Raw genomic sequence first — 21,390 nt, 5'->3', positions numbered from 1 at the left:
ATGCCTGGGGACGCTCAGCTGTGGTTGCCGTCGATGAGGACGGCGTGGGCTTCCTTGACCTGAACTTCGACGACTGGCCCGCCGACGGGGACGGTCAGCTCGATGTCTTGCCACGCACCACCAGCGAGCCGGTACTGGCCGGTGTAGCTCGCGCGAACGTGCACGGGCGCCTGCCCTCGCTCGGTGTAGGTGTGCCGGACGTCGCCGCCCGGATAGGTGCCGCCGGGGCTGGGCGTGGGGCCCAAGTTCGCGCCATCGCCGAACGTGTAGGTGTAGGACGCCGCGACCGGGCGGATCTGCACGGTGCGTCCGAGCAAGGTGAGGGTGGCGACCTCGTTCGGTTGGTAGCCAGCGGCTGGCCAGCGGACCTCGTAGTAGGTGGGCAGGTTGACGAGGGTGATGTTGCCTTCGGGCTGGACGTGCACCTGGGGCTTGGCGAAGGCGAGCCGGGCGAACGCTCGACGAAGCACGTCCTGGGTTAGTCCCGGCCGCACCGAGGCCAATACCGCGGCGGGCACCCGACAGCTGAACCCGGCCCGTTGCCAAGGCACCGTCGAATGGCCGGCCGTATTGACTGGACGTCGCCAGATCCAGGTCAGCCAGCCATCGCCGAGACCGCGGGCGCGGCAGTAGTTCGTCATGTACGCACAGGCCATGTCGTAGCTGCCCACGCCACGGTTCGGGTCGTTCCCGGGGCACCCCGGCGACACTGTGGACTCAAACGTCGGACGCCGCAACGCGGCCACGTACGCAGCGGCAGCCTTCTTGGCGCTCGCCTTCTGGGCCGAGAACTTGGCGTGGCTCATCTCTTGCTGAGTCACGCTGAGCCCGTTGCCCTGCGCCTGGCAGTGCCATAGTCCACAGTGGCCGCCACCCGTGACGACCCCAGTCGCGGACACGTTCGATCCCACCAACAGCGAGATCAAGGCCAGAAGTGCTGATGCACGCAGCCTGGCGCTCACTTGACCACGACCAGCTTGATCGATGTCACGTGCCAGCGGCCGGACGACCAAGCAAGCTGGAACTCGGACTCGTTTGGACCAGACTCGCCGTGACCGACCGTCGATCCCAAGCTGTTGACGATAGGTGCTGGAATCGCGGTCGCGAGCACACTGACGATCGCGAGGTTCGGCCTCGATTCTGGGAGCCAAGCGGCTGCCGTCAACTTCACGGCGTCCCCGTCGTAGCGCTCGCCGTCGGACTTCATGCTGGCCGCCGTGCGCACGTAGTTGTCGCAGCTGAGGCAGGTCGAGGTTCCGTACGAGCGAAGCGCCTCGGGATCGGGCGTCGTCCACGCACGATTGATCTGGGCGACGTAGAACTCGGCGAAGGCCTGGGCGCCCGCGTAGGTGTGAGCGCGTGCCGCGGTGGGCACGCGCGCGTAGGCGGCCTCAACCGAAGTTGTTGTGGTAGGCGACGCCGTCGACGCCGGCGAGGTACTCGGCCCGGTCGTCGGCGTATGCAGCTGACTGGCGCCCCCTTGCGGATCGTCATCGCTGCAACCAGCCAGCAGCGTCACCCCCAGAACCACGGCCGCAGCGGCCGCCCACCCCCTGATGATCATGCGACGAGACCCTACCCAATCCGGGGCAAACCTCGCATGAGACGCCCGCGGCCCTGTGGACAACCCCGGCGCGACCGACGCCGCCGATGGGGGCGGTGGCAAGTCGTCCAGAAGAAGGACCCGCTCACCGACCCCATCGACGAGTCCTGCGGCCGCTTGCTCAGTTCAACCCGCTTTGCTCAGTTCAACCCGCCGTTCTGGCCTCCGGCAGCGGGTTGAGCTGAGTAAGGGTCGCGGCTCGGCTCAATGCCGGACGTCGATGCCCAGGTGAGCGGCAGCGTCCCCCAGGCGGTTGTCGAAGGTGGCCAGCGAAGCCTCCGCGTCCTGCACGGCCAGCACCACGCAGCAGTCGGGCATCCGAAGCCGCGTGGTGGCGCGGATGACGGCGAGCCTGGCGGGTGAGTCCGTGCCAAGCGGAAGAACCTGGACGTCGAGCGTGCGAAGGGCGGCTTGGACGGCGTCGAGCTTGCCGCTGCGGGCGGGTCCGACCAGGACCTCGGCGAGCGTGATGGCACTGGCTGCGAACGGCTCATCCGCTGCATCGAGCAGAAGTCCCGTTGCTCGCGAGTGGTGCACGTCCGAGGCGTCCAGGTGCGCGATCAGCACGCAAGCATCGAGCACGATCACTCGGGCCAGTCCTCACGCAGCTCCTGCAGGTAGTCCGGCCCGTACAAGCCGGTGGCCGTCCCACTGGTGCCTCGAATCGCCTGCGCGTGCGCGCGACGACGTCCGGCATCCCGCTCCTCGAGGGCGTGGAAGCCCTCCTCGACCAGGTGGACGAGCAGCTTGCCCCGGCTGCCGCTGTCCTGCGGCCAGCGTCGAGCCGCAGCGGCCAACGCCCGAGCAACCTCGTCGGTCTCGGTGATGATGTGGCGTGGACGGGTGGTCGGCATCCCAAAAGTGTAGCACTAGAAGAGTCGGTGTAACACCTAGCGGCCAAGCCCAGGTAGGCCCGTCAGGGCGCGGGCTGGCTCGGCGGAGGGGGTGGTGGCACGGGCGGCAGGACCTGCTCGAGCTGGACTGCGACGTCGTCCAGGCCGGCCGCGTAGGTGAGGTCCGAGCCTGCCCGGAGCAGCTCCTCGGCCTGCTCACGTCCGGTGCGGGTCGCGTCCCGCAGGGTCGCGGCCCGCTGAGTTGCGGTCTCGTCCGGTGCGGCGGTTCCGAGGCTTGTCAGCTGGTCCTCGGCAGCCACGACCCGGGCGGAGGAGACGCTCCACACCCCGGCGGCGCGCTCCCGGGTGCCGGCGTCCTTGAGCTCGGGGATCAGCTCGCGAGCGAACCAAGCGACCTCCGTCTCGGCTGCCGTGAGCTGCGCCTGCCAGGCGGCGCGCCGGCGGCTGCGCAGGAGCAGCGGGATGCCGATCGCGAGCGCCCCGATGACCAGAGCCGCGATCAACCACCAGAGCCAGGACGGCACGCCCTCGTCCGACACCGGTGCAGCCGCCGGCTCCGTTGTCGTCGGGCTCGGGGTGGCGGTCTCGGTCGGCGTCTCGGTCGTGGTCTCGCTGGGCGTCGCCGGTTCCGTCGTCGTGGTGGTGGTCGTGGTGGTGGTCGTGGTCGTCGTGGTCGTCGTCGTGCTGGTCGTCGTGGACGACGGGGTGTCGGGTTCCGAAGTCGTCGTGGTGGTCTCGCTGGTGGGCTCCGTTGTGGACGTCGTCGAGCTCGACGGCTCGGTCGTCGTCGTGCGCGACGGCACCGTGGCCGTCACGGTCGGCACGGTGGCGGTGACGCTGGCCGTCACCGAGCGGGACGGCGTGATGGCCGGCCGCTCGCCGTCCCCTCCGCTGCAGGATGCCAGTAGGGCGACGCCGGCCACCGCGGTGACAGCGGTCATGGCGAGCGCGGGTCGGCTCAGTCGGATGCGGAGCACGTGGTTGGCCATGGCGTCGGCATCCCCTCAGTCGTCGATGCCGACGAGCCAGATCTTGGCGTCGCGCAGGTCGTCGGGTTCGAACATCTTGATCTCGCCGGACACCATCCAGTTCACGGCCTTGACGGCGTGCTCCAGCCAGTCGGCGTCGGCCACGATGGCGATCCGTTCCCAGCCGTCGAGGTTCTTCGCCCAGACCTTCGCGTCCGCCCAGACGGCCCCGGCGGAGTACGACTCGAAGTCGTCGCCGAGCACGTAGAGCAGGCGGACCTTGCCCTGCCCCTGAGCCCGGGCCAGGGTCGGGACGAGGACGTCGCGGTAGTCCTGCTCGGTGACCTTGCCGGTCGCCTCGAGACCGATCGTGCCGACCGGCATGCGGTCGATGACCTTGATCATGACGTCTCCAGACCCGTGACCTGCTGTGATCTTGGGGTCTGGGGAACGCGGACCGCTTCACCCAGGACGGGTGAAGCGGTCCTCGATCGGGCGGCTCAGCCCGAGAGCATCCCGCTGATCAGCCCCTGCCAGGTGACCGGGCCGACGATGCCGTCGACCACCACGGACGGGATGTCCGCGTGCAGGGCGGCCTGGAAGCCGCGCACAGCCTCTTCGGTCTTGGGGCCGAAGATGCCGTCGATGGCCAGGCCGGGGTTGCCGGAGAGGTTCCGGAACTCGAACTCCTCCTGGACACCCTTCACGGCGTCGCCGGTACTGCCGTTCTGCACCGTGACGATTAGCGCGCCGAACGTGATCGGGCCGGCGATGCCGTCGACCACCAAACTGCTGGCCTGCTGGAACGCGCGGACGCCTGCGTCGGTCAGCGGGCCGAAGAGGCCATCGACGACCAGCGTCTGACCGTGTTCGTTCAGCAGATCCTGCAGCGTCTTGACCGGATGCCCGTTGTCGCCTTGCTTGACCAGCGGATACGGGCTCAATGAACCTGACATGACTGTCTCCCCACCCCTGCGAGTTCGGGTCTAGCGATCGACCCCCTCGTTCACCATCCTCCGGTGGGTAGTGGCGGTCAACCAGTACGGCAATGCTGTGGATCGGAAGGAGGGCGCGATGGCGACGATGGACCTCGCCCAGCGGGCGCGGTTGGTGATGGACAGCAACCAGTACCTGACGCTGGGGACGTCGGAGGACGACGGCCGGCCGCGGGTCTCGCCAGTGTACTTCACGCACTCCGAGTACCGGGAGGTCTACTGGGTCTCGTCGCCCGACTCGGCGCACTCGCACAACATCGCAGCTCGCCCGGACGTCTCGGTGGTCATCTTCGACAGCACTGCGGAGGTCGGTCAGGGGTCTGCTGTGTACCTGACGGGGACGGCGGAGCAGGTGCTGGACGACGAGCTCGAGGCTGCGTGCTCGCTGGCCTTCGCGAAGATGAGTGGGGCGGCCAAGCCCTTCGCGCCGGCTGAGTTGTCCGGTGATGCCGAGCTGCGGTTGTACCGGCTGAAGGTCACTCGCCACGAGGTGCACGTGCGAGGCAGCGATCCTGACCACGGCAACGGCATCGACCGCCGGGTCGAGGTCAGTCTCTAGCTCGCTGCTCGCGCGATTCGAGCTGCCGTTGACAGACGGACTCCTTGCCATCGGCTCAGCACTCTGTTGAGCTTGCTTTGTGATTGCGGAGGTCGCGGAGGAGTGGCCGTGCGCACGGTAGCGAACGCGAGACAAGGTTCTTATGACATTGGCCGTTTGGAGTTGCTACTCGCGGGTGTCAGACGTGGAGCATCGCGTCTACGACGATGCATTGGGGCACCGCTATGAGTACGACTCAAACGTCATTAATCACCGTAAGGTCGCCACTGGAGACCTTCTGGTGATCCGCGACCGTCACCTCGTTTACGGCTTCGGCGCGGTCCAGACGATAACCACCAAACCTGGCATCAAGGTCATGCAGAGATGCCGAAACGCGAACTGCAACTCAGCAGATATCAAGATGCGGAAAAGGCAACTGCCACGATTCCGCTGCAGCGACTGTCACCTCGAGTTCGACGACCCCGTCTTGGATCCCATGAACGTCACCGAGTTTTCCGCGTCGTACGAGGCGTGGTGGCTACCGTTTCAGTCACCTGCACCGGTGAGGGTCCTGGATTTCGTCTACGCGGGACGCGATCGACAAAACGCTATCCGGCAACTGAGCCTCAATGGCGCGATTGGCATGCTTCGGTTCCACGCCGGAGTCGAGGGAAACGTGTACCTGCAACTCCTGATCCACCAGGGCCAAATCGCCACCGGACAGGTCGAAGCTCTTACGAGGCAGCGGGTGGGGCAGCAGCGCTTCCGGGAGCGAATGCTGGAGCGGTTCGGATCAACGTGTGCGGTCACAGGCAAGCAGCCGGAGTCAATACTCGACGCCGCCCACCTCGATGCGTACGCCGAACGGCACGTTCACGAGGAGGACGGGGGCCTGCTCCTCCGTGCCGATGTGCACCGTTTGTTCGACAGGCTCCTGCTTACGTTCGACCCCGTCACGTGGCGCTCGTGCGTTGCCCCGGCGTTACTCGAACGCCATGAGCCACTCCAAGCAATTCATTCGCAACCGATCGCCGTTCCAGCGAGTCTCCGCCCAAGCCTCGACCTCATCGGACAACACCATCGCGCTGCAAAGGCACGCTGGCGCGAGATGGCATAGAGGACCGGATCCGTTCTCCTGCTGGAAGGCATACCAGCGCGGAGACGCGCGGCTCGACGCCTCAGTTGGCTGACGGGCCGCGGACGGCGGTCGCAACGTCTTCGGCCGCTTCAGTCATGTTCTGGTGCTCCCAGAAGCGCATCGTGCGCCAGCCAGCGTTCGCGAGTAGCTGGTCTGTCTCCAGGTCCCGGGCGCGGTTCTGCGCAACCTTGTTGGCCCAATAATCAGCGTTGGCCTTCGCGACGCTGTGATGTTCGGGGCAGCCATGCCAGAAGCAGCCGTCGACGAACACCGCCAGGCGTGCACGGGTGAAGACGAGATCGGCGCGGCGTCGTCTGAATTGAGCAAGAGGCGGGTAGTCCACGCGATAGCGAAGACCGAGGGCGTGGACCGCCCGCCGCAGAGCCATTTCAGGGCCGGTGTCGCGTCCGCGGTTGGCCTGCATACTGCGCCTCACCCCCGGCGAGGATGCCCAGGACGGAAGGTTTCGAGCCACTGTGTGCTCTTCCTCCCGACTCCGAACGACTACTCATCCACCACACCAGCACGGTCCGCAAGCTCCGCGGAATTGTCTGATCCGCCGTCTACAGTGTGGCTCATGGGAACAGAGCGGCGAATGGATCCTTCGACATGCTCTTCCCCGGTCAAGGTGTTGGACTTGTTCGCGGGAGCCGGCGGCCTGAGTCTTGGCTTCAGACAGGCCTCCGATCGATACATCACGAGTCGTGCTGTCGAGTTCGATGTCCCCGCGGCGGCCACGTACACCGCGAACCACGGAGACGTCGTCTACGCCGGTGGCATCCACGAGTGGCTACGTGATGAGGACGTTCCCGATGTCGATCTCGTTATCGGCGGGCCGCCGTGCCAGGGCTTCAGCGCCCTGGGCCGCCAAGACGTTGAGGATGATCGCAATACTCTGTGGCACGAGTACGCAGAGACCGTTCGACGTTCCAGGCCGTCGTACTTTGTGCTGGAGAACGTGGGGCCTTTCGAGCGATCGCCACAGTACCAACACTTCAGAGAAGCAACCCAGACCGACGGAATCCTGAGGGAGTACGACTTTCACTCCTCGATCTTGAATGCCGCAGACTATGGCGCGGCGCAGGCCCGTCGCAGATGCATCGTGCTAGGTCACCACCGAGATCTCCCGTTTCCCGGATGGCCGGAACCGACGGCTGCACAGGAGCGCTGGTCGACGGTGGGGAATGCGCTCACACGTGTTAGGCGTTCCGTGACGTCCGTAGATCTTCCTGAGAGGGCCGTTGCGTTTCACGGGAGGGACATGCCCGGCGCGTTCCGTTCGGATGAGCTACACATCGGTCGGAACTACACGGACCTCTCGCTCAAGCGCTTTAGAAGTATCCCCGCCGGCGGCAACCGGTTCGACCTGCCAGAGCATCTCAAAGCTCCATGCTGGCGACGGCATCACTCCGGATCCGGTGACGTCATGGGTCGACTCTCGTGGGACAAGCCCTCCGTGACCATCAGAACCGAGTTCTTCAAGCCCGAAAAGGGTCGCTACCTGCACCCGACCGAACACCGGGCCATAACGCACTATGAGGCCGCGCTGATCCAGGGCTTCCCTGACGATTACCTGTGGGTCGGGTCCAAGGTCGCGATCGCCCGACAGATCGGAAACGCTGTTCCGATCGCCCTCGGCGCCGCCGTGGGAAACCACATCATGTCCATCCTGCGTCCGGAGCCCGCGAACGTTGGCAAACGCATCGGAGCCTGAGTCTCCACGTCATGGTTTGGCCGACAGGCTCTCGACTGCCTCCGAAACCAGACGATCGGTAAGACCTCTGAGCTGATCGGGGCCAAGGGCAAGATCGTCAAGAAAGGCCAGGAACCGACGTAGCCGCTTGGTGCTATCGCGGATCACCTCGCGGTGGGGAACCCCCCGATCAGGGGCCTCGAGCACGGACCGCGCCACGGCGACGAGCAGCAAGGGGTTGCTTCCAATGATTCGTCGCTCAAGCAGTTGGTTGAGATCGCTTTCTGACAGTTGGTTCAGCAGCCCCGGGGACTGCTCGAACGCTGCCGCGCGCCACCACAGTCGACCCCAGGTGTGACGCGTCATGTCGCTCGCGATCCAGCGCTCCACGTTTCGGGTCCGCTGGTCGCTCCAGCGCCACTCCGTCAGGTCACCGAGGGCTACGAGCGCAACAAAGTGCCACACCTCGCGGCTGGCTGCCTCAGCCCATGACACGTCGATCGTTTCGCGGAGCACGGGCGTGACAGTTCGGTCGAATGCCACTCCATCCGACGGTGACGTAGCTGGATATCCATGGCGCACCGCTATCTCGGCCACTCGGCCGCGCAGATTCTGCACGGTAGCGTCGGGAACACGGCCTCCGACTTGTGCATACGTCTGTTGAGGGTGGCGTGGCATCGCCACCGGCGAGTTGCCCGCCTCCATGAGGTCAAACAGCTTGCGGGCCTCCTGCAAAGGGAGGCGGGGCCAAAGCACGGTCATCGAAACGCCCTGCCGTTCGCTCCCCGTCTTGAACTTCCCGCGAGCCAGGTACGCCGTTCAGCGGAGTCACTGGGTGGCATGCCGCTGACACGAAGGCGAACGAACTTGAGGACTTCCCCAGCCGACTCGGCTGGCCAATCCGTGTTCAGTAGGTCGTCGTTCTGCTCGGCCTCGATGGACAGTTCGAGCATCATCATTGCGACCTGGTGATGAACCTCTTGGACTAGAAGCCTTTGGGCAGGAAGCGGTTTCGCGGCCGTAATCGCCTCGACGAGTTCGGTGTCGCGTTGGTTGATCGATAGCAAGAAGGTGCCCATGAACGGGGCGTTGAGATCCTGAGGTGCACTGAGGTGCCAGCTCGCCTCAGGGTGGAGCCTAGAGTGGGCGAAGTCCAGGATTGCCACGGGGAATAGGCTGCCCGAGCCTTCCAAGGTCACGCGATTGTTCTCCACAAGAAACGTCGACCCCGCCCGCCTGGCCACGCCGATCGGTGCAGCCGGCCAATCGACGGCCGTGGCCAGCGTGGTGATGAGTTCGAGCACGCCACTCGCCTTTGTCCCGCGGATCACACCTTCGATGGCGACGATTCCCCCAGCCGGCACCTTCACCCTGGCTATGGCGGCCCGCATCTGCGATGTTGAAGCCGACCAGCCTGCGGTCAGCACCAATGGGAAGTCCAGCGGGAGTCCGGCCTGTCCCCTGATCGCGTTCCAATCCGCCTCAACCGTGCGCCGCAGCAGAATGTCGGTGTCGGGGTCCCATCCTTCGACCTCGCTTCCGAGATCTACCCACTGGTCCCCCTCATACCGCTCCCATGGATGGAGCCTGACTGAGCTAACATCCGGCACGATGTACGGCTTGGCCTCTCGCCTCACAGATCCTCCGAATCGAGCTCGAACCTGATCGTGACGTCAGCCGTGTACCGAACCGCAACACCCAGTACGTCAGCGGTTGCGGCCGGCGCCACGGTTACGTTTGGACCGTTGGCGAGCCACGCGGATCCGTTGAGCGGCCACCAACCCACGACATCGGGTGCGCCGAGTCCAGCTGGTGGCTCTGACTCTCTGCCCCCGCCTTCGAGCACCACATGTGGGGTGAGGCTAAGTCTCCGCGGCGTCGAAGCAGCTGGGAGTTTGATGTGTGCCACGACCATGGGTTCACCCCCATGGAGCTCCACGACGGGTCCATGAATGATCGAAGGCCGCTCTGCCCGACGTCGCTTCGGTGCTGTCCCAGCGGCGTCACTCGCTCCCCCTGGCGCGGTGCCTTCCAATCCCGTCCCTGCCGCGGCTGCGTCAGTGTCGTGGGTACTCATTGCGACTGAGCCATCGATTCGTCCAACCCCGCCGACCCCAAGGCCGGAAACCGAGGCGAGACCCGCGAGTTGTGACGCGAACCTTCCCAGGCCGGCGAGCTGACTGCCGGCCCCCGTCGGCTGCGGAAGTTGGGCAGCGATTGCGTTCCTGATGAACTGCTTGCTTCCACGAACTACCCCACGCGCGCGGCCAGTAAGGCCGCGCTCCACCCAGTCGTCGTGTGTCGGTGGCTCGCTCGCCGCGAAGTCCGGATCGGCGTCACGTGAGCCAACGAATACACCGACGTAACCGAGTAAGGGGTCTGGGTGTTCGTGCCCTTCGAGGTAGTCGACGACGAGCTCCGCCGTCCGCATCCGCGCGATATGTCGATATGGCGCCGAGATTGAGGATGCTGAGCCAACGATTCGACTGGCATCCCGCCCACGCATCGGATCGGCAGGGCAGGCCTGAATATTGATGTCGCCGCCATGGAGCGGCGCGACGGAACGTTCGTAGCGTGTGGAGTCGCCCTGACGGACCTGGTCCAATGCCTTGACGAAGCCCTGCAGTTGCGGAATCGACGACGGTGCCGGCATCGGGACGTCTTGTCCCTCGACGGTGACTCTGAAGCGCATGCCCGCCCTCCGCGTCGGCGAGCCAGCCTTGGGCCACAAGTGCCACAGGATCGAGGACGCGAGGAACTCGCCAGCCCCCACTGGTGTCCGTGGTGACTCCTCTCCGTCCTCGCCCGACTCGGAACCCAGATCCGCACCGAGAATTACGATGTCCGACCCGGTTTCACCGGTGCCAAAGCCCGGTAAGCCCAACAGGTTGGAAATGCCCGCCGCCTGCTCACCGGTGACCGGGTCCGGGACATCGTCACTGCAGTCGCCCCACCAGTGTCTGCCTGTGTAGCGGACGTCACCTTCGTAGAAGCTGTGCGCCAGCGAAGCGCCCATCAGCCGCCGCTCGTGGGCCGCGCCGTCCTGGCACTTGGTGTCGACCAAGATCGCGTGTGCGCTGGAGACCATGTAGAGGATTCCCTTGCCGAACCCATAAGTGCCGCCCCCGTACTCTTGATCGCTAGGCTCGCCCACGTTTCGAAGGAATTGCACGAAGTTCGGGACAACGCCCTCGGCCGCCTTCTCATCGGCCCTAAGGGGTCCCCCAAGTCCCCGGGTTCCGCGGTCACTGACGATCAGGAGATGACGCCCCGGCACCAGTGCCTCTTCTAGGCCGGTATCTCGCTGTCCCTTGGGCCCGGGCAATAGCGTGCGTCGCCATATCTGAGCGTCGTCACCGAGAGTGTGGATCCGAATGCTGAAGTCAACGACTCCATCTGGCAGCCGGGCATCCCAACTATTCTGTGCCGACTCGCGAACCAAGATGGTGAGCAGGTCGAGCGGTGGCCTGCCGAGCTGCTTTGAGATGCCCTCCGCCGCCGCGCCGCCCTCGGCTGCGAAACGCTGGGACCACCACTGCGGCGGGTTCATGCTGACCACCACGACTTGGGATCCGTCATGGACACTGTCCGGGCGCGAGTAAGCAGCTCCGCGATTTCGACCTCGTAGCTCACTCGATCGACTCCGGCTGGCACCTCCTGGCCGACGAAGGAGGACTCCACAATCCGCGGGACACGTTCGCCGACATCGACCAGGAAGAGCGAAGTAGTCGTGTAGAGACTGGAACGCAAGATGGGGTCGACGAGGTTGATCCGGGCGAGGTTGAGCCGGTCCGCCAGGTCACCATCCCCGGCAAGCAACCCATGGAGCCGAGTGACGAGGTCGGCAATGGACTCGCCCGCCGGGTCAGACTCCACCACGGCAAGTGCAAGATGCAGAGGCTTCGCATCGTGTATGTCCAGTTGGTCGAAGCCGTGGACTCGGATCGTCGTCGAGCCATGGCCGATGCCCTTGACCTCCAGACACCGATCGTCCAGCTCGAAATCATGTGGTTGGCGCAGCGGACCGGTCCATGCCGCGGCCGGCACGGCACTTCCATGTCCGTTGAGAGCGATGAGGATGCTCAACTCCGCGAACAGGCCGATACGTTCGCTCTCTCGCATGCTACTGAGCACGCCAGTCCGAAAGAGCCTGCGCCAGCGATCGATAGCAGCCACAGCTGCGCCCACGGGCTCGGGATCAGTGGCCACCGCATCGACGATGTCGACCGCGACCTCGTGAAACTCAACGTTCAGAGTTGGTTCGGAACACCAGATGTTGAGGTACTGGCGCTTGACCCCACCGAACACGAGCGGTCCGAATTCCACGGACAACACCCCTGTGCTCGACTCCAGCCTCGCCGAGTCATCTCCTGCGATGAGCAGATGCCTCAGGCCGGTCGCGTCGATCGCGGCACGGATGTCCACCCCGGCGGCCAATGCCAGCGGAAAGGCGTTGAAGCGCGGGCCGTCAGGACGAGTGAGGACAGCCCAAGCTGCGTTCAATTGCGACCGGACATCGTTCACGACTTCTGGCCTTCATCCCCGTGAGTGGTCTCCGGATCGTCCTCGTGATCCGTCTCCAGAGCGTCCTCGAGGTCCTCGACCTCGACCTCACCCAGCTTGGAAGGGGGAACGGAGACGTGTGAGGCTTTGATCTTCGATGCGCCATCGGGAGTGCCAGGGAACATGATCCCGAGGCCGATAACGGGTGCTACCGCATTCAAGTCTTCGCGAGACTTAAGCGCTCGCTCTGTCTCTGGCCGACTCACTTGATCGATCGCGTACAGAACAAGGAGGCCTTTGCCAGCAACGTGCGCATCGTCGACACGAAGTTGCTTCAGTCTCTGCTCACTGAGCTTCCTCGCATCTGTCGACGAGATGTCCACGTCGAGAACGATGTCAGGCTTGCTCATAAGAGTCTTGATGTCCGCGCGTTCCGCCTTGCCGCCCTGGAGTTTAGATCGTGTGGACCCTTTGACTTCAATCGGTCCCACCTGGATTGGCGAGCCCGTTCCTTCGACCACTGCAACATTCCATTCGGTCAGTCGTGGCGGGTCCACCTTGAGTTGCTGGTCGATGTACTTGCGCATCATCGCTGGGTCCATGTCCGGGGAGTCCTCGTGAACGTGGTATTCGTTCAGGAACGCGAGGACTGCCGAGACAGGAACGTCGCGAAACAGGAGATCACCGTCCCCTGGCTGCTGTTTCGCAGAACGATTGGCCGTTGCCAAGAGACGCGCTGCAGCATCATGGTTGTCGCCCAACCAGTCGCGGTCTCGCTGGGCGAAGTACCTAGTCTGAACACGTCGGCCCGCATATGAGACCTCGGCTGGTTCCGCCGCCCCCATCTTCGCCGTGATCCGGAGAGACGGATGGGTGCGGATGCGTACTGCCACCTCTGCCGGCGTGGCGTTCTGCAACTGATACAGATCGATGTCATTCCGCATCTCGTGCTCCACCTGCGCCAGGTGACGGAATCCCAACTCGAGCTCTTGGGTTGTCCAGATGCGCGGCAGGTCTTCGTATCCCGTTCGGTATCCGAACCAGCGCCCCATCTGCAGAAGCGTGTCGTAGGCCGTCGCCCCACGCACGAAGAGACTCACCACGAGGCCCTCGAGCGTGAGGCCGCGAGACAACGTGTTACCGCCTACAGCAATGGCGACCACCGGGTCGCCGGTGTAATCCAGGCGCTTCTCACTGCGGAAGTTGTCCATCAGTACTTCGGTCGCCGCGACGATGTCCTCCATGTGGCCGACTACGTCTTCGAAGGGCTCAGACGCTCGACCCCATTGTTCCGCAGACACGCGGCGAGTCTCGAATTCCCACTGGCTCCTGAGCCGTTCCAGCAGGTCTTTGTCGCCGGCCCGCAGCAGCCGCAGAGTGTCATCTCGGGCCTGTTCGAGCGGGTCCAGAAACGCTTGGTGCACCTGGGTTTTCACTGAGGTGTGGATGAGCATCGTCGAATGTCCGCCCACGCCGCGAGCTCGTCGTGCCGCAGTCGCCAGCCAGAACCAATTGATCGCGTCGGTCATTTCCGGCGTCAAGGTGGGAACGAACGCCTCGACCTCCGCCTGCTTCAAGGGGCGGAGCTTGCCGATGTCCTCATCGGGAATTCTCCGCACCATGTCTAGGCCGTCAACATCGACGCCCTCTGCATCGTCGCGACCGAACAGGGTTTCCGGCCCGAAGTAGCCCTCGGGTCGGGGCAGGTTCAAGATGAAGTCCTTGGGATACAGATCCCCCGCGGTCGGGTCGATGAACACGTTCGCGAACGGGGTGGCCGTATATCCGATGTAGACGGAGCGTGGCATCAGGTCCAGCAGTTTGCGGATGAGCGGGTTGATCCTGGCCGTCGCGACCGACGCCTGGTCCGCTTCGTCGTCGATGACAAGGACCCGCGCGGACTGCAGGGCGCGTTCTGCATTGTCGCTCTCCAGCCATCTGATCAGTCGGCGAAGCACGACCGGATTCTTCTTCACTACCGCGAGAACGACCTTGCCCTCGGTGGTCAAGTAGGCCGACGGCAGGACGGTCGGGATGTGGAAGTCCTGATGCTGGTCTGTCACCGGCAACCAGTGATCCTTGTTGAGATCTCTGAGTTGCTCATCTAGGCGTTCCTGCGTCTGCTTGCGCAGACCGTTGTGGATGCCCGAAAGGACGACGACCATGTCGTAGTCCTCGTCCGCCATCTTCGCGATCACCGAGGTGAAGTTGGTCGTCTTTCCACTCTGCACATATCCGACGACCAGCCCCTTGCCGCTGTACCTTGGCCGCGAGGGCATCGGCGTGTGGGCGACGACTACCGTCGAAGCTCGATCGACCCCGTTGACTCGTTCGTCGGGCCAACCTTCTGTTTCGAAGTGGGCTCGCAATGGCGTCCAGAACCTACTTGCTTCGGTTGGTCCTGAGTACCACTCGTTGTTGCCGGCCGTGATGACCGGCGGCCCACCCTGTTCAACCTTCTTGAGGTCACTCTGCCATTGGGCCGCGAACCGGTCGACCACTGGAATCGAGGTCCCGAATCTGTCGACCGCCGCGCCCAGGCCATGCTTCTTCGCCCAATCGGCGAACACGACGTACAGAGGGTGGGACGAAACGGCCAAGTCGTCGCTATCTGTCACGCTGCGAGTCTATGAGTGACGTGGGCTGAAGGAGCCCGGTTCACCGGGCTGATTCTGAAATGTCGTGTCACGAAGCGACACCTGCAGCTGCGGTTTGGCCAACCCGGCCAAGTCCGACGCGGGCGGAGACTCGCGGGGGCTCGAACCCCGATCCTCTCTGGCAGACAGGTGAAGGAAACATCGGGGAGCTGGGGCCCTCGGCACCAGGCTGAGGCGCGAGGGCGCCCCCTACCTGGGCGATGACCGAGCGCTTCGAAAACACGGCGGAGCCTGCGCGGCTACCACCACCGACTGCTCGCCGCCCTCGACGAACACAGCCCGGCCAGCCAGGCGTACCTCGGCCGGAGCACCGGCATCGAACCGCAGCGACGTCACCGCCGCGATCAACGGCCTCGAAGCCCGAGACCTCATCGAGCGCGACACCGATCCCGCCGACCGGCGCCGCAACATCGTCGCCATCACCCGCCCAGCAAGAAGCAGCTCCGCCGCCTCGACAAAGTCGCGACGACGTCCAACAACAGCTGCTCGCCCCGCTCACCCCAACCGAACAGCGCCAGCTCAACAAGCTCTTGCACCGCCTCCTCGACACCGACTGAGACGGACCTGCCCAACGTTCACCTAGGGCGGCTACGTTCACAGCAGGCAGCTGAGAGGATCACCCATGACCGGCGTGGAGCGCAGCAGGGTCGACTCGTTCGGCCATCCCGAGGACGGCCTGGCCGAGGCCACGCCCTGGTACCACTGGGGTCCTTACCTCTCCGAGCGAGCATGGGGAACGGTCCGCGAGGACTACAGCCCGGGCGGAACCGCCTGGGACTACTTCCCGCACGACCACGCCCGGTCCCGCGCCTACCGCTGGAGCGAGGACGGGATGGCCGGCATCAGCGACGTCGGTCAGCACCTCTGCATGGCCCTCGCCCTCTGGAACGGCCGCGACCCGATCCTCAAGGAGCGCATGTTCGGACTCACTGGCCCGCAGGGCAACCACGGCGAGGACGTCAAGGACTACTGGTGGTTCCTGGACGCCACCCCCAGCCACTGCTGGCTCACCTGGCGCTACCACTACCCGCAGGCCGAGTTCCCCTACGGCGACCTGGTGGCGGAGAACGGCCGTCGCGACCAGAGCCAACCGGAGTACGAGCTGCTCGACACCGGAGTGTTCGACGACGACCGGTACTGGGTCGTGGACGTGACGCACGCCAAGGCCGACCCGCACGACCTGCTCATGCAGATCACCGTCACCAACGCCGGCCCGGACGCCGCGTCCCTGCACGTCCTGCCGCACCTGTGGTTCCGCAACACCTGGTCCTGGGACGTCGACGCGCCCCGCCCGGGGCTGCGCAGCCTCGGCGCCGAGCAGGTCGCCGTCGACCACCCGATCTACGGCGAGCTGGTCTGGGAGGTCGACGCGGCAGACGGCCAGCCACCCCAACTTCTGTTCTGCGACAACGACACCAACAACCAACGCCTCTTCGGCTCCGACCGCTCACCCGACTACCCGAAGGACGGCATCAACGACCACGTCGTCTCCGGCCAGCCCACCGTCAACCCAGTCGGCGCCGGCACCAAGAGCGCCGCCTGGTACCAGCTCGACGTGGAGCCCGGGCAGACCAAGGTCGTCCGCGTGCGGCTGCGCCCGCCGTCCACGACTCCAGCCTTCGGCCGGGCGTTCGACGAGGTGCTCGCGGCGCGACGAGCCGAGGCCGACGAGTTCTACGGCGAGCTGATCCCGGACGACGTCAGCGACGACGAGCGCTTGGTGGCCCGGCAGGCGTTCGCAGGCATGATCTGGGGCAAGCAGTTCTACAACTTCAACGTCCAACGCTGGCTGGACGGCGACCCGACCCAGCCAGCCCCGCCCCCCAACCGACGTTACGGCCGGGACGCCGCGTGGACCCACCTCGACGCCCGCGACATCATGTCGATGCCCGACCCCTGGGAGTACCCCTGGTTCGCCGCCTGGGACCTGGCCTTCCACACCGTCGCGCTCGCCCACCTCGACCCGGCCTTCGCGAAGTACCAGCTGCTCGCGTTGTGCCGCGAGTGGTTCCAGCACCCGAACGGCGCGCTGCCGGCGTACGAGTGGGCGTTCAGCGACGTCAACCCACCAGTGCACGCCTGGGCCGCACTGCACGTCTGGGAGATCGACGGCCGGCGCGACCGCGCCTTCCTCGCCCGGCTGCTGCCGAAGCTGCTGATCAACTTCACCTGGTGGGTCAACCGAATCGACCCCGAGGGAGACAACGTCTTCGCCGGTGGTTTCCTCGGCCTGGACAACATCAGTGCCGTCGACCGGTCCAACCTCCCCGCCGGCGGTCGGCTCGAGCAGGCCGACGGCACAGCGTGGATGGCGTTCTACTGCCTCACGATGCTGCAGATCGCCAACGTGCTGGCCGCCGAGGACGACGCGTGGACCGACATCGAGGTCAAGTTCATCGAGCACTTCGCGCTGATCGCGGATGCCATGCGCGACAACGGACTCTGGGACGACGAGGACGGCTTCTACTACGACGTCTTCCACCAGCCCGACGGCACCACCGTCCCGATCAAGGTCAGGTCGATCGTCGGAGTCCTGCCGCTGCTGGCGACAGTCGTGCTTGGACCAGAGGTGCTAGGACCGTTGGGAACGTTGAACAAACACTTCCAGCGGTTCGTCGACCGGTTCGACCCAGAGACGCTCGCCAAGGGCCGAGGTCAGCTCTTCGCCCGCGATGACGGCGAGGTGCTCGTCCTCGGGGTGGTGGCGCCCGGCGACTCCCGCCGGGTCCTGAGCCGAGTGTTCGACGAGAGCGAGTTCCTGTCCCCGCACGGACTCCGCGCGTTGTCGCAATACCACCGAGACCACCCGGTGTCCGTGGACCTCGGCGGGACGACCGCCTCGGTGGACTACGAGCCGGCCGAGTCCAGCACCGGCATGTTCGGCGGCAACTCGAACTGGCGCGGGCCGGTCTGGATGCCGGTCAACTACCTGGTGCTGCGAGCGTTGCAGCGCAACGCTCGCAACCTCGGTGACGCCCAGCTGATCGAGTACCCGACCGGCAGTGGGACGCAGGTCGGCCTGGACGTGTGCGCGGAGGACCTCCGCCACCGGCTGATCTCGCTGTTCCTGCGCGGACCGGACGGACGTCGTCCCTGCTACGGCGCGGTCGACAAGCTGCAGAACGACCCGCGGTGGCGGGACAACATCACCTTCAATGAGTACTTCCACGGCGACAACGGGGCCGGTCTCGGCGCCACGCACCAGACCGGCTGGACCGGCCTGGTCGCGGACCTGATCTGCCGTCCGGACCCGTTCACCACCGGGACGACGGGCCTGGGCTGGTGACAGCCGGCTCGCGGATCGCGTTCGGCCGCGGCGTCTGCGGCAACCTCGCCGAGGCCGCCTCGCGGGAATGGATCGTCACGGACGGCCTCGGCGGCTACGCCAATGGCACGATCGCCGGACTGCGCACCCGCCGCTACCACGGGCTGCTCGTCGCGCCGACCGCGCCAGCCGGTGCCTCGCGGATGCTCGGCCTCGCCGCCCTGGACGTCGTCGTGGTCCTCGGCGACCAGCGCATCCGGCTCGCCACCCACGAGTGGGGCAGTGGCGTGGTCGACCCGGCCGGCTACCAGCACCTCGCGAGCTTCGACCTGGACGACGGTGTGCCCCGCTGGCGCTACGACCTCGGCCCCGTCCAGCTCGAGGTCGAGGTCGCCATGGCGCAAGGCAGCTCCACGGTCGCCGTCGTGCACCGCCTCCTCGCCGGCAGGGCTCGGCTTGAGGTCACCCCGCTCTGCACCTGGCGCGACCAGCACGGCGACCGGTTCGCGGCCGGTGACCCGCAGGTCGAGAGCACGGGCACGGGCTTCGTGTTCGAGTCCGCCTACCGGGTGCACGGGCCGGGTTTCGTCGGCGGCGGTGAGTGGTACCGCGGCGAGTACCACCGCGAGGAGGTTGCGCGAGGGCTCGGCGCCTCCGAAGACCTCTGGGCCGCAGGCACTTTCGCGGCCGACCTCACCGCGAACCAGACGCTGGCGGTGACAGCCACGGTCGAGCTCGGCGCACCGGCGCCGGCCGCCGAGGCCATCGTCACTGCAGCCCGCGCTCGGGCCGGCGAGCTCGCAGCGCGTGCCGGCGCCGACACCGAGGTGGACCGGATCCTCGCCGTGGCGGCCGACCGGTTCGTCGTCCAAACACCGAACGGCCCGACCGCGGTTGCCGGCTACCCCTGGTTCGGCGAGTGGTCACGCGACCTGTTCACCTCGTACGAAGGTCTCTTCCTGGCCACCGGGCGGGCGGACGAGGGACGGGCCGTGCTCGAGCGGGCAGCCGGCACCGTCTCGCAGGGCATGCTCGCCAACACCGCGGACGTCGGGACGCTGGAGTACAACACGATCGACGCCACCTTGTGGTTCCTGCACGCCCTCGGCCGGCATGTCGAGCACACCGGCGACACGGACCTCGCCGCCCAGCTCGCCGACACGGTCGTCGCGATCCTGACCGCGCATCGCGACGGCACCCGGTTCGGCATCGGAGTGGACGCCGCCACCGGCCTGCTGCATGGTGGCGCGCAAGGTTGGGCGCTCACCTGGATGGACGCCAGGGTCGACGGCGTCCCGATCACCCCTCGAGCCGGCTTCCCGGTCGAGGTCGAGGCGCTGTGGATCAACGGCCTGGGAGCCGCCGCCGACCTGCTCGGCAGAGCGGGCCGGGATAGCCACGACTGGACGACGCTGCGCAAACAGGCCCTCACGTCGTTCGGGCGGCTGTCCCCCACCCCCGACGGAGGACTCGTCGACGTCCTCGACCCGGCCGGTACACCCGACCCGCGTCGACGCCCCAACCAGCTGCTCGCCGCATCCCTGCCCCATGGCCCAGTGCAGCAGCCGCGCGACGCCGCGGCGATCGTCGCGGCCTGCGACGACCTGGTGACCTCGGTCGGGCTGCGTTCACTCGCGCCGTCCGACCCCGGCTTCCGGGGACAGCACCGCGGCGGCCCGGCCGAACGCGACGCCGCCTACCACCAAGGCACGGTGTGGCCGTGGCTGATCGGCCCGTACGTCGACGCCGCCCGCCGAGCCGGCCGGGACACGTCAACGATGCTCGACGGCCTGGAGTTGCACCTCAGCGAGTTCGGCCTCGGGTCTGTCTCGGAGACCGCCGACGGTGACGCGCCGCACGGCGCGACGGGCTGTCCGTTCCAGGCGTGGTCGGTCGCTGAGCTGATCCGCGCGAGGTGGGTGCAGGCCGAGCGAGCGTAGAGTTCACCGCAGGTGCCTGCCGGGAGGGACCTGATCGTGCGATCGCACCGCATCGATGCACCGAGAACGCCGCGTGACAGCAGCACCCGCCAGCGGCCCGAGTCAGCTCGCCATGGGATCGCTGCACCGGACCCGCGTCATCACACCCCTGGCTCGATCATCGAGCTCCAGCGGGGCGCCGGCAACCGCGTCGTGGGGCAGTTCCTGCTCGGTCGGAAGCCGGTCGCCGGCGAGCCGGTCGCCGCTGCCGCGCCGGTCGTGCAGCGTCTCGCCTACGGCCTCGACAAGCCGGCGAGCCAGAACACGTACGTGGCCCAAGCCGTCAAGCTCTGGCAGACGCAACCTGGCATGTCGCTCAGCGACTTCGCCGAAACCCTGCTGAAGACGATCGCAGTCGAGATGAAGGCTAACGGCGTCCCGTTCTTCGAGTGGAAGCTCGGATCCAGCGCCGGCGCGGCCGGGATCTTCGACTCCCAAGCCTGGAAGGTGATGGTGAACGAGTCGAAGTTCAGCAGTAGCAAGACCGCGAAGGTCCTCAAGGACCTGACGCTGCCCGAGGTCACCGAGGTTGTCGGGACGCTGTACCACGAGTCCCGGCACACCGACCAGGACGTCCTGATCATCCGCACGCTGCTCGACCAGAAGAAGACAGCCGCACAGATCTTCGCTTCCACCAAGATCCGCAAGGACGTCATCAACAAAGTGGCCGCCACCAAGTACAAGGACGCCCTCGACGCCGACCAGATCGCCCACGCCGGCCGCATGTTCGACGTCATGTACGGCGCGCACAAGGAGCTCCTCGACTTCCTCATGCACCACTCCGCCGCCTTCGACGGTCTCAGCGCTTTGGCGGAGCCGAACTCCACGCCGTCCGCCGCCGCGGCGCACCTCAAGACGTTCGCCACCTGGCAGTCCGGCGTGCTGCAGCCGAAGCTCAAGCAGCTGACGGCGATGAAGAGCCCTACACCGGTCGAGACGGCGCTGCTCACGCGACTGCAGTCCATCGACACCGAGCTGACCTCGCTCGGGACCGCCTGGAGAAAGGTCGGCGGGGTGAAGAAGCCTGCGGCGGCCGACGTGGACGACGTCCGTCAGTCAGCCGCGGACGCCCGCGACGCGATCACCGACGCGTACGTGAAGCTGGAGGGCGAGCAGGACGCGTTCCGGGTCGAGGCTCAGGTCAAGACGGCGTTCGGCCAGAAGACGGCCAAGCCCTGAGCGGAGCCAAGCGGGACT

General features: G+C 66.1%; 19 protein-coding genes. 6 read left to right on the top strand and 13 right to left on the bottom strand.

All coding sequences use genetic code 11. The features are described from left to right. Window positions 1-14 precede the first annotated feature (14 nt). The 7 genes from ACPPVT_RS00155 to ACPPVT_RS00125 all read right to left on the bottom strand — a co-directional run bounded on the left by ACPPVT_RS00155 (window position 15) and on the right by ACPPVT_RS00125 (window position 4,381). Window positions 15-821, bottom strand: coding sequence for a hypothetical protein (locus ACPPVT_RS00155; protein WP_426564301.1), 807 nt, complete (start codon window positions 819-821; stop codon window positions 15-17). Between the two features lie 137 nt (window positions 822-958). Further along, window positions 959-1,564, bottom strand: a complete 606-nt coding sequence (locus ACPPVT_RS00150) for a DUF6318 family protein (protein WP_426564299.1) — start codon at window positions 1,562-1,564, stop codon at window positions 959-961. 243 nt (window positions 1,565-1,807) lie between these two features. Next, window positions 1,808-2,191, bottom strand: a complete 384-nt coding sequence (locus ACPPVT_RS00145; protein ID WP_426564297.1) for a type II toxin-antitoxin system VapC family toxin — start codon at window positions 2,189-2,191, stop codon at window positions 1,808-1,810. Beyond that, window positions 2,188-2,457: a hypothetical protein gene (locus tag ACPPVT_RS00140; RefSeq protein WP_426564295.1), complete on the bottom strand. Its 270-nt coding sequence runs from the start codon at window positions 2,455-2,457 to the stop codon at window positions 2,188-2,190. Before ACPPVT_RS00140 ends, ACPPVT_RS00145 begins: the two co-directional genes overlap by 4 nt. A 62-nt stretch (window positions 2,458-2,519) precedes the next feature. Next, entirely contained in the window at window positions 2,520-3,446 is a 927-nt protein-coding gene (locus tag ACPPVT_RS00135) for a hypothetical protein (RefSeq protein ID WP_426564293.1), read from the bottom strand. Between the two features lie 15 nt (window positions 3,447-3,461). Beyond that, window positions 3,462-3,830 (bottom strand): STAS/SEC14 domain-containing protein, encoded by a 369-nt coding sequence (locus tag ACPPVT_RS00130; protein ID WP_426564291.1) that lies wholly within the window; start codon window positions 3,828-3,830, stop codon window positions 3,462-3,464. Between the two features lie 95 nt (window positions 3,831-3,925). After that, a complete protein-coding gene (locus tag ACPPVT_RS00125; protein WP_426564289.1) occupies window positions 3,926-4,381 on the bottom strand; it encodes a peptidoglycan-binding domain-containing protein in 456 nt (151 codons plus the stop codon). Between the two features lie 118 nt (window positions 4,382-4,499). Here ACPPVT_RS00125 and ACPPVT_RS00120 point away from each other — a divergent pair, with 118 nt between their 5' ends. Both ACPPVT_RS00120 and ACPPVT_RS00115 read left to right on the top strand, forming a co-directional pair. Beyond that, entirely contained in the window at window positions 4,500-4,979 is a 480-nt protein-coding gene (locus ACPPVT_RS00120) for a pyridoxamine 5'-phosphate oxidase family protein (protein WP_426564287.1), read from the top strand. Window positions 4,980-5,163: 184 nt separating this feature from the next. Further along, window positions 5,164-6,075 carry an HNH endonuclease gene (locus ACPPVT_RS00115; RefSeq protein WP_426564285.1) on the top strand — a complete coding sequence of 304 codons (912 nt, stop codon included), beginning with the start codon at window positions 5,164-5,166 and terminating at the stop codon, window positions 6,073-6,075. 61 nt (window positions 6,076-6,136) lie between these two features. On the opposite strand, the gene ACPPVT_RS00110 is transcribed toward ACPPVT_RS00115, so the two are convergent. Next, complete coding sequence (locus ACPPVT_RS00110) at window positions 6,137-6,520, bottom strand: very short patch repair endonuclease (protein WP_426564283.1); 384 nt, start codon at window positions 6,518-6,520, stop codon at window positions 6,137-6,139. 153 nt (window positions 6,521-6,673) lie between these two features. Here ACPPVT_RS00110 and ACPPVT_RS00105 point away from each other — a divergent pair, with 153 nt between their 5' ends. Further along, on the top strand, window positions 6,674-7,810 hold the full coding sequence (locus ACPPVT_RS00105) for a DNA cytosine methyltransferase (protein WP_426564281.1): 1,137 nt from the start codon (window positions 6,674-6,676) through the stop codon (window positions 7,808-7,810). A gap of 9 nt (window positions 7,811-7,819) precedes the next feature. Here the strand turns inward: ACPPVT_RS00105 and ACPPVT_RS00100 are convergent, their stop codons facing one another. The 5 genes from ACPPVT_RS00100 to ACPPVT_RS00080 form a co-directional block, all read right to left on the bottom strand. Beyond that, window positions 7,820-8,332 (bottom strand): hypothetical protein, encoded by a 513-nt coding sequence (locus tag ACPPVT_RS00100; protein ID WP_426564279.1) that lies wholly within the window; start codon window positions 8,330-8,332, stop codon window positions 7,820-7,822. Between the two features lie 215 nt (window positions 8,333-8,547). After that, window positions 8,548-9,426 (bottom strand): hypothetical protein, encoded by an 879-nt coding sequence (locus ACPPVT_RS00095; protein ID WP_426564277.1) that lies wholly within the window; start codon window positions 9,424-9,426, stop codon window positions 8,548-8,550. Next, window positions 9,423-11,339, bottom strand: coding sequence for a hypothetical protein (locus ACPPVT_RS00090; protein ID WP_426564275.1), 1,917 nt, complete (start codon window positions 11,337-11,339; stop codon window positions 9,423-9,425). Before ACPPVT_RS00090 ends, ACPPVT_RS00095 begins: the two co-directional genes overlap by 4 nt. Beyond that, window positions 11,336-12,313 carry a PD-(D/E)XK motif protein gene (locus ACPPVT_RS00085; RefSeq protein WP_426564273.1) on the bottom strand — a complete coding sequence of 326 codons (978 nt, stop codon included), beginning with the start codon at window positions 12,311-12,313 and terminating at the stop codon, window positions 11,336-11,338. Before ACPPVT_RS00085 ends, ACPPVT_RS00090 begins: the two co-directional genes overlap by 4 nt. Further along, window positions 12,310-14,910, bottom strand: a complete 2,601-nt coding sequence (locus ACPPVT_RS00080; RefSeq protein WP_426564271.1) for a Z1 domain-containing protein — start codon at window positions 14,908-14,910, stop codon at window positions 12,310-12,312. The genes ACPPVT_RS00085 and ACPPVT_RS00080 overlap by 4 nt, the downstream gene beginning before the upstream one ends. A 661-nt stretch (window positions 14,911-15,571) precedes the next feature. Here ACPPVT_RS00080 and ACPPVT_RS00075 point away from each other — a divergent pair. Genes ACPPVT_RS00075 through ACPPVT_RS00065 form a run of 3 tightly spaced genes read left to right on the top strand, consistent with a single transcriptional unit; the run spans window position 15,572 to window position 21,372 of the window. Continuing rightward, window positions 15,572-18,235 (top strand): MGH1-like glycoside hydrolase domain-containing protein, encoded by a 2,664-nt coding sequence (locus ACPPVT_RS00075; protein WP_426564269.1) that lies wholly within the window; start codon window positions 15,572-15,574, stop codon window positions 18,233-18,235. Continuing rightward, window positions 18,232-20,154, top strand: a complete 1,923-nt coding sequence (locus ACPPVT_RS00070) for an amylo-alpha-1,6-glucosidase (protein ID WP_426564267.1) — start codon at window positions 18,232-18,234, stop codon at window positions 20,152-20,154. The genes ACPPVT_RS00075 and ACPPVT_RS00070 overlap by 4 nt, the downstream gene beginning before the upstream one ends. 36 nt (window positions 20,155-20,190) lie before the next feature. Beyond that, complete coding sequence (locus tag ACPPVT_RS00065) at window positions 20,191-21,372, top strand: hypothetical protein (protein WP_426564265.1); 1,182 nt, start codon at window positions 20,191-20,193, stop codon at window positions 21,370-21,372. Window positions 21,373-21,390: the final 18 nt, after the last annotated feature.

The sequence above is a fragment of the Angustibacter sp. McL0619 genome (assembly GCF_049994355.1).
Classification (GTDB): domain Bacteria; phylum Actinomycetota; class Actinomycetes; order Actinomycetales; family Angustibacteraceae; genus Angustibacter.
The sequence above is the reverse complement of the archived record's forward strand: the minus strand, read 5'-3'. Positions and strand labels throughout refer to the sequence as shown.